At 74.0% G+C, this 7,339-nt stretch carries 6 protein-coding genes and 1 pseudogene; 4 read left to right on the top strand and 3 right to left on the bottom strand.

Going from position 1 to position 7,339, the window contains the following annotated elements:
- A pseudogene (locus tag Q4D18_RS10245) lies at nt 1-303 on the bottom strand (hypothetical protein); the annotation flags it as partial.
- A 275-nt stretch (nt 304-578) separates the two neighbouring features.
- On the opposite strand from Q4D18_RS10245, the gene Q4D18_RS10240 reads away from it, so the two are divergent.
- Together Q4D18_RS10240 and pth are read left to right on the top strand one after the other, a co-directional pair.
- A complete protein-coding gene (locus Q4D18_RS10240) occupies nt 579-1,250 on the top strand; it encodes a 50S ribosomal protein L25/general stress protein Ctc (RefSeq protein WP_303128027.1) in 672 nt (223 codons plus the stop codon).
- Nucleotides 1,251-1,256: 6 nt separating this feature from the next.
- Nucleotides 1,257-1,832 carry an aminoacyl-tRNA hydrolase gene (pth, locus tag Q4D18_RS10235; protein WP_303128025.1) on the top strand — a complete coding sequence of 192 codons (576 nt, stop codon included), beginning with the start codon at nt 1,257-1,259 and terminating at the stop codon, nt 1,830-1,832.
- A gap of 19 nt (nt 1,833-1,851) precedes the next feature.
- On the opposite strand, the gene Q4D18_RS10230 is transcribed toward pth, so the two are convergent.
- The gene (locus tag Q4D18_RS10230; protein WP_303128032.1) at nt 1,852-2,415 is read right to left on the bottom strand and encodes a phosphotyrosine protein phosphatase; all 564 of its coding nucleotides are present in this window, start codon (nt 2,413-2,415) and stop codon (nt 1,852-1,854) included.
- 98 nt (nt 2,416-2,513) lie between these two features.
- Nucleotides 2,514-3,020 (bottom strand): DUF2505 domain-containing protein, encoded by a 507-nt coding sequence (locus tag Q4D18_RS10225; protein WP_303128022.1) that lies wholly within the window; start codon nt 3,018-3,020, stop codon nt 2,514-2,516.
- 143 nt (nt 3,021-3,163) lie between these two features.
- On the opposite strand from Q4D18_RS10225, the gene Q4D18_RS10220 reads away from it, so the two are divergent.
- Both Q4D18_RS10220 and mfd read left to right on the top strand, forming a co-directional pair.
- Nucleotides 3,164-4,225 carry a MauE/DoxX family redox-associated membrane protein gene (locus Q4D18_RS10220; RefSeq protein WP_303128020.1) on the top strand — a complete coding sequence of 354 codons (1,062 nt, stop codon included), beginning with the start codon at nt 3,164-3,166 and terminating at the stop codon, nt 4,223-4,225.
- Between the two features lie 59 nt (nt 4,226-4,284).
- A partial coding sequence (mfd, locus tag Q4D18_RS10215; protein ID WP_303128029.1) for a transcription-repair coupling factor occupies nt 4,285-7,339 on the top strand: 3,055 nt, incomplete at its 3' end.

Genomic DNA, 7,339 nt, shown 5'->3' with positions numbered 1-7,339 from the left:
GAGGGCCGCCAGGCAGGCGGCATGGAACATCAGGTGGGTGCCGCGTCCCGCCTCGATGGCGCGGAGCGTGGCCCGATGGACCAGTTCCTCGTGGAACTGCTCCCACGTCAGCGAGGCCAGCCCCGCACGGTCCAGGTCCCCTCGCGGGGCCTCGCACGGTGTCGGGGCGCACCGTGCCCACGCATGGACGACGGCGTCAGCCTCGACCTCGTCGAGGGCGGAGACGAGCAGGGACCCGGCTCCGGTCTCGATCGACCACGTGGACATGTGCCGGTGCCGGCAGTCTGTAGGGCGCGTGGGCATGGGACTCCTCTGACGGGGGCAAGGCACTGAGGCAACTCTAGGGTTTGCGACGCCGGCCCGCTGGCCCTGTGCCCTCGACAGCGGACGCATCCGCACCGCCGGTGACGGCGGTGGTATCCTTGCCGGGTTGCCCAGGCGAGGGAGTGCACGCTCCGTGATCGACGAGGCCGCCGCGTCCGCGTGAGCCCTGCTCCGCGCGCGGTTCTCCAGACCCTTCCTGGCCACACCCGCCGCCCCGCCCGGGGAGGCGGCCGAGAGAACCAGAGGAGGACGAGATGTCTGACAAGATCAAGCTCCGCGTGACCCGCCGCACCGACTTCGGCAAGGGCGCCGCCCGCCAGGCCCGCCGTGCCGGCATGATCCCCGCGGTGGTGTACGGCCACGGTGCCGACCCCATCCACCTGCTGCTGCCGGCCCAGGAGACCACCCTGGCCGTCCGCAACCCCAACGCCCTGCTCACCGTGGTGAACGAGGCCGGCGAGGAGCACATGGTGCTCCCCAAGGACATCCAGCGCCACCCGCTGAAGCAGACCGTGGAGCACCTGGACCTCATCGAGGTCCGCCGCGGCGAGAAGGTCGTCGTGGACGTCCCGGTCGAGGTGGAGGGCGAGCTGTCCACCGAGGTGGACACCACCTACGTGCTGGACTACCCCACCGTGCCCCTCGAGGCCGAGGCCACCCACCTGCCGGAGTCCGTCACCATCTCCATCGAGGGCCGCGGCCCGGGCGAGCACGTGTACGCCACGGACGTGCAGCTGCCCGCCGGCACCGTCCTGCAGCTCGAGGACGAGATCGTCATCGCCACTGTCTCCGAGGTCGTGGAGCAGGATCTGGGCGACACCTCCACCCAGGAGGAGCAGGCCGCCGAGGGCGAGGAGACCGAGGGTGCCGAGGGCGAGGACTCCGGCGAGGCCGCCGAGTCCGACGCCGCGGGCTCCGAGGACTGATCGGCCGTGGCGGGGACCACGCTCGTCGTCGGGCTCGGGAATCCCGGGCCCGAGTACGAGCGCACCCGCCACAACATCGGCCAGATGGTGGTGGGTGAGCTCGCCTCCCGTGTGGGGGGCGGGTTCACCCGTCACAAGGCCGGCGCCGTGGTGGCCACGGGCCGCCTCGGCATCGGCGGGCCGCGCGTGGTCCTGGCGATGTCCACGGGCTACATGAACACCTCGGGCCGCCCGGTCTCCGCGCTCGCGAAGTTCTACGACGTCGGCCCGGAGGACCTGGTGGTGGTCCACGACGAGCTGGACATCCCCTTCGACACCCTGCGGCTCAAGCGCGGCGGGGGAGAGGGCGGCCACAACGGGCTCAAGTCCATCACCGCCTCCCTGGGCGCCAAGGACTACTTCCGCGTGCGCGCCGGGATCGGCCGCCCGCCGGGCCGCATGGACGTGGCCGACTTCGTGCTCAAGCCCTTCACCAGGGCCGAGCAGGAGCTGCTGCCCCTCCACGTGGACCGCGCCGCGGACGCCGTGGAGGCTCTCTTGACGGACGGCCTCGAGGCCGCCCAGCAGCGGTTCAACTCCTGAGGGCCCCGCGCCCCGGGGATCACACGGGGCGCACCGCGCGGGCCAGCGCCCCGGCGATCACCTCCAGCGCCGGCGCCATCTGCCGCACCATCTCCGCATAGGCCTCGTCCGGCCCGCCGAAAGGGTCGGCGATGTCCAGCGGCAGGTCCTCCAGTCGGGCCAGGCTCCGGTGCCGCGCGGCCTGCCGGGCGAAGGCCTGGATCCCGTCTCCTTCCGCGAACCAGTCGCCCTCGGTGCGATCGTCCATGCGCGCGATCAGAGCGGCGAGTTCCAGGACGGTGAATGTCAGGCCCAGCGCGCGTGGTACCTCCCCCAGCACCTGGCGCATGTGATCCTGGGTGGCGCACAGGACCAGGTCCGCCGCCGCGATCGTCGCCGCGCTCATCCTGGCGGGCCGGTGGTCCCGGAGCCCGCGGACGCCCGCCGACTCGGCGGCCGCCGACAGTGCCGGCGGGACCCGGAGCCCCAGGTTCGGCCGGGTGCCCGCGCTCGCGGTCACGGTTCGTCCGGGGGCCAGCGACTCCAGACGTCCGCGGAGTGCGTGCTCCGCGAAGGCCGACCGGCAGATGTTGCCGGTGCACACGGCCAGCACCGCCTGCGGCACCTGGATGCGGGCGGCCTCCTGGGCCCTCCGCTCCCGACGGGAGGTCGGCGGACCTGCGTGGACGACGGGATTGACGGTCAGGACCGGCCCCCGCGCTCGATCCACGCGGACACCTCGCGGCCGGCGCGGGCCACGACCTTGCCCACCATGGGCTCGGCTTTCTGGGCCACCTTGGAGCCCACCAGCGGGATCTTCACCTGCAGGTCCCCGTCCACGGCGTACTCGGTGCCGGCGGGCACGGCGGCCAGGCGCAGGTTGCCCTCCGCGGTGGCCTTGGCGGCGGGCACGGTGATGGTGGTGGTGCCGGTGCGGGAGCCGTCCGTGGCGGCGGCCGACCAGCGCTCGACCTGCTCGATCCGGGCGTTGCCGCCCACGATCTTGCGGGCCATCTCCGGCAGGCGGTCCGTGGGGCCCTGCCGGACGATGGTGAGGGTCACCTCGCCGTCGCCCTCGCCGGTGCGGGTGAAGCTCTCCAGGGAGCCGCCGAGGGACTCGGCCACGGAGCGGTGGAAGTCCTCGGAGAAGAGGGCCTCGGCCACGGCGGCCGGAGGATGCGGGATGGACTGCTGGGCGCTGAAGGCCATGGTGACTCCTCGGATAGGGGGGGTGGAAGCCAGCCTATATGCTGGACGGTGGCCCGCCGCCGGGCCGCACCCGGGGATCGCCGGCACCGGCCCTGCCGGTCCGGGGCACCGCCCGTCGTCCGCTTCCGAAAGGCGCGTGAACCATGTCCGCACTCTGGGCCGTGGCCCTGATCATGCTCCTCAGCGGCGGCACGAAGTTACGCTCCCGCGAGGACGTGGGAGCCGTCTTCACCCGTCTGAAGGTGCCCCGTCCGCTCGCCGCGCCGTGGCTGGCGCGGGTGTTCCCGTGGCTCGAGCTCCTGCTGGGCGCGGCCCTCCTTCTGCCCTTCCCGGCGCTGCGCCCATTCACGGGCGCCGCCGCGGTGGCCCTGTTCACGGCGTTCCTGGTGCTGGTGGTGCGGGCCAAGGACGACGGCGTCTCCTGCGGCTGCTTCGGTGAGGCGTCCGCGGCCCCCATCTCCCGCTGGACGATCGTGCGCAACGTGGTCTTCCTGGTCCTGGCCGTCCTCGCCCTGGTCGAGGGCATCGCCTCATTCCGGGTGCACGACGCCGTCGCCTGGCTCCCGCTGACCGCGTTCGGCTCCGCGGCGTGGGCCTGGGGCCTGGTGGTGGCGCTGCTGCTCGCGGCCGCCACCCTCCTGGTGGGCCGCGAGTCGGTGCCCCCGGCCGAGGACGCCAGGTCGGTCCCGCGGCCGTCTGTCCCCGCCGCAGGTCCCGACGGACCGGGGGGCGGAGATGACACGGAACGCCACCCCTTCCCGGCCGCGGTGGTGACGGCGGACTCCTCTTACCGCTCCCTCCACGACCTCGTGGCCGAGGGTGCGGTGGTGGCGCTGCGGCTGTCCCCGGGCTGCGGCTCCTGCGCCAGGGTGATCGGGCGGCTGCCGGAGTTCACGAACCGCCTGGGGCCCGTGCGCGCACGCGTGCTGGTGCCACGGCATGGAACGGACCAGGAGCATGCCCCGCCACGGGGCCACATCCCCCATGACCTCGTGCTCGAGGACCCTGCCGGTGCCGCCGTCCGGGCGCTCGGCCTGACCTCCTACCCGAGTGCCGTCCTGCTCGGGACGGACCGCCTCACCGCGGGCGGCCCGGTGTTCGGTGCCGACGCGGTGCTCGACCTCCTGGAGGAGGTCGCGGAGATCATGGCCACCGAGGCGCCCGCCGCCCAGCCCGACCGTCCCCTCGGAGGAGACCGCCTGTGAACACTCCCGCCCCCGCCGCCGAGGGGCCGGTGCCCGTGCTCGCCCCGCTGCTGCCCGTGGTGGCCCGGGACCACGCCCTCGAGGCCGCTGCCGCCTCCGCCGGCCGCGCCCTGCCCGCCCGCGGCGCCGAGCTGGAGGTCGGCCTGCCGGACGGCGCCCGCGCCCCGCTGTTCGCCCTGCTGGCGGACGCGGTGTCCGCCGGCCACGGGCCGGGCGCCGCGGTGCTCGTCGTCACCGCCACCAGCCGCGAGGCCGAGGACCTGCTGGCCGACCTCGCCGCCTGGACGGACCCGGACCGCGTGGCCCTGTTCCCCTCATGGGAGACCCTGCCGCACGAGCGCCTCTCGCCGCGCTCGGACACCGTGGGCGCCCGCCTGGCCGTGCTGCGCCGCCTGGCCCACCCGGGCGAGGAGGGGCAGGCGCCGCTGCGCATCGTCGTCGCCCCCGTCCGCTCGGTGCTGCAGCCCATGGTGGCGGGCCTGGGCGAGCTCGCCCCCGTGCGCCTGGCCGTGGGGGAGGAGCGCGACTTCGACGCCGTGGTGCAGGCCCTCGCCGACGCCGCCTACGCCCGCGTGGACATGGTGTCTCGCCGCGGGGAGTTCGCGGTGCGCGGCGGCCTGATCGACGTGTTCCCGCCCACCGCGGCGCACCCCGTGCGCATCGAGTTCTTCGGGGACGAGGTGGAGCAGATGCGCTGGTTCTCCGTGGCGGACCAGCGCTCCCTGCAGGACACCACCGAGGACGGCACCGGCCACCCCGCCGAGCTGTACGCCCCGCCGTGCCGCGAACTGCTGCTCAGCGACTCCGTGCGCGAGCGCGCCCGCGCCCTGGCCGCCCGCCTGCCCGGCGCCGCGGACATGCTCGAGCGCCTCGCCGAGGGCGTGGCCGTGGAGGGCATGGAGTCCCTCTCCCCGCTGCTGGCGGACGGCATGACCTCCCTCGTGGAGCTGCTCCCCGAGGGGTCCCTGACGGTGCTCGTGGAGCCCGAGCGGATCCGCCACCGCGCGGACGACCTGCTGACCACCAACCAGGAGTTCCTGGCCGCCGCGTGGGCCGGCGCCGCTCAGGGCGCGGAGGCCCCCGTGGACCTCGGCGCCGAGGGCCAGTCCGCGGCCGGCGGATTCCTCACCCTCACCGAGCTGCGGGAGGCCGCGCTCGAGCGGGCCCAGGGGCACTGGTCCACCACCGCGCTCTCCCCGGACGCGGAGCTCCTGCCGGACGCGGCCACCCTGCGCTCCGGCCTCGGCTCGCCCACCACCTTCGGCGGGGACATGGACGCGATGGTCCGCTTCACCCGCGCACGCCTCGACGACGGCTGGTCCGTGGTGCTGCTGACGGACGGGCCCGGCTCGGCCCGCCGCCTGGCCGAGCTCCACGCCGACGCCGGCCTCACCGCCTCCGTCCTCACCGGCCCCGTGGACCCGGATCCGGCGCCGGGCCGCGTGCGCGTGGCGACCGCCGCCGTCGGGACCGGCTTCACCCTGCCCGAGCGCAAGCTCGCCGTGATCACGGAGCAGGACCTGTTCGGCCGCCACCGCACCGCCGGCACCCGCGCCGCCGGGGCCAAGCTGGCCCGCCGGCGGCGCAACGCCGTGGACCCGCTGGCCCTGCAGCCGGGGGACCATGTGGTGCACTCCCAGCACGGGATCGCCCGGTTCGTGGAGCTGCAGCGCCGCCCCGTCACCGGCGGCGCGCGGCGCCGCCCGGGGGAGGAGGAGTCCTACCGCGAGTACCTCGTGCTCGAGTACGCGCCCTCCAAGCGCGGGGCTCCCGGAGACCGGCTGTTCGTGCCCACGGACCAGCTGGACCTGATCTCCGCGTACGTGGGCGGGGAGAGCCCCGCGCTGTCCAAGATGGGCGGCTCGGACTGGGCCCAGACCAAGTCCAAGGCCAAGCGCGCCACCAAGGAGATCGCCGGGGAGCTCATCCGCCTCTACTCCGCCCGCATGGCCTCGAAGGGCCACGCCTTCGCCCCGGACACCCCGTGGCAGGCCGAGCTGGAGGAGGCCTTCCCGTACATCGAGACCCCGGACCAGCTGACCACCATCGAGGAGGTCAAGAAGGACATGGAGGCCACCGTCCCCATGGACCGCCTGGTCTCCGGGGACGTGGGCTTCGGCAAGACCGAGGTGGCCGTGCGGGCCGCGTTCAAGGCCGTCCAGGACGGCAAGCAGGTGGCCGTGCTCGTCCCGACGACGCTGCTCGCCCGCCAGCACCACCAGACCTTCACGGACCGGTTCGCCGGCTTCCCCGTGACCGTGGCCGCGCTCTCCCGTTTCCAGTCCGCCAAGGAGTCCGCGGAGGTGGTGAAGGGCCTGGCCGCCGGCGAGGTGGACGTGATCGTGGGCACCCACCGCCTGCTCTCCCAGGAGGTCCAGTTCAAGGACCTCGGCCTCGTGATCGTGGACGAGGAGCAGCGGTTCGGCGTGGAGCACAAGGAGGCGCTGAAGAAGATGCGCACCAACGTGGACGTGCTCGCCATGTCCGCCACGCCCATCCCGCGCACCCTGGAGATGTCCCTCACCGGCATCCGCGAGACCTCCACGCTGGCCACCGCCCCGGAGGAGCGCCACCCCGTGCTCACCTCCGTGGGCCCGTACACGGACCAGCAGGTCACCGCGGCCATCCGCCGCGAGCTCATGCGCGAGGGCCAGGTGTTCTACGTGCACAACCGCGTGACGAGCATCGACAGGGTGGCCCAGCGGATCGCCGAGCTGGTGCCGGAGGCGCGGATCGCCGTCGCCCACGGCAAGATGGGCGAGTCCCGCCTGGAGCAGATCATGGTGGACTTCTGGGAGAAGAAGTTCGACGTGCTGGTCTCCACCACGATCATCGAGACCGGCCTGGACATCGCCAATGCGAACACCCTGATCGTGGAGGACGCCCACCGCTACGGCCTGTCCCAGCTGCACCAGCTGCGCGGCCGCGTGGGCCGCGGCCGCGAGCGGGCCTACGCCTACTTCCTGTACGACCCGCAGAAGCCCCTGGGCGAGGTGGCCATGGAGCGGCTCAAGGCCGTGGCCCAGCACAACGAGCTCGGCGCCGGCCTGCAGCTGGCCATGAAGGACCTCGAGATCCGCGGCGCCGGCAACCTGCTCGGCGGCGAGCAGTCCG

The sequence above is a fragment of the Micrococcus sp. genome, from assembly GCF_030523875.1.
GTDB lineage: Bacteria > Actinomycetota > Actinomycetes > Actinomycetales > Micrococcaceae > Micrococcus.
This window is presented reverse-complemented; position numbering and strand designations above follow the sequence as displayed.

What these genes read in the sequence shown, in the direction of transcription:
- Q4D18_RS10240 (WP_303128027.1), top strand. Translation starts at nt 579, where the DNA reads ATGTCTGACAAGATCAAGCTCCGCGTGACCCGCCGCACCGACTTCGGC.
- Q4D18_RS10225 (WP_303128022.1), bottom strand. Translation starts at nt 3,020, where the DNA reads ATGGCCTTCAGCGCCCAGCAGTCCATCCCGCATCCTCCGGCCGCCGTG.
- Q4D18_RS10220 (WP_303128020.1), top strand. Translation starts at nt 3,164, where the DNA reads ATGTCCGCACTCTGGGCCGTGGCCCTGATCATGCTCCTCAGCGGCGGC.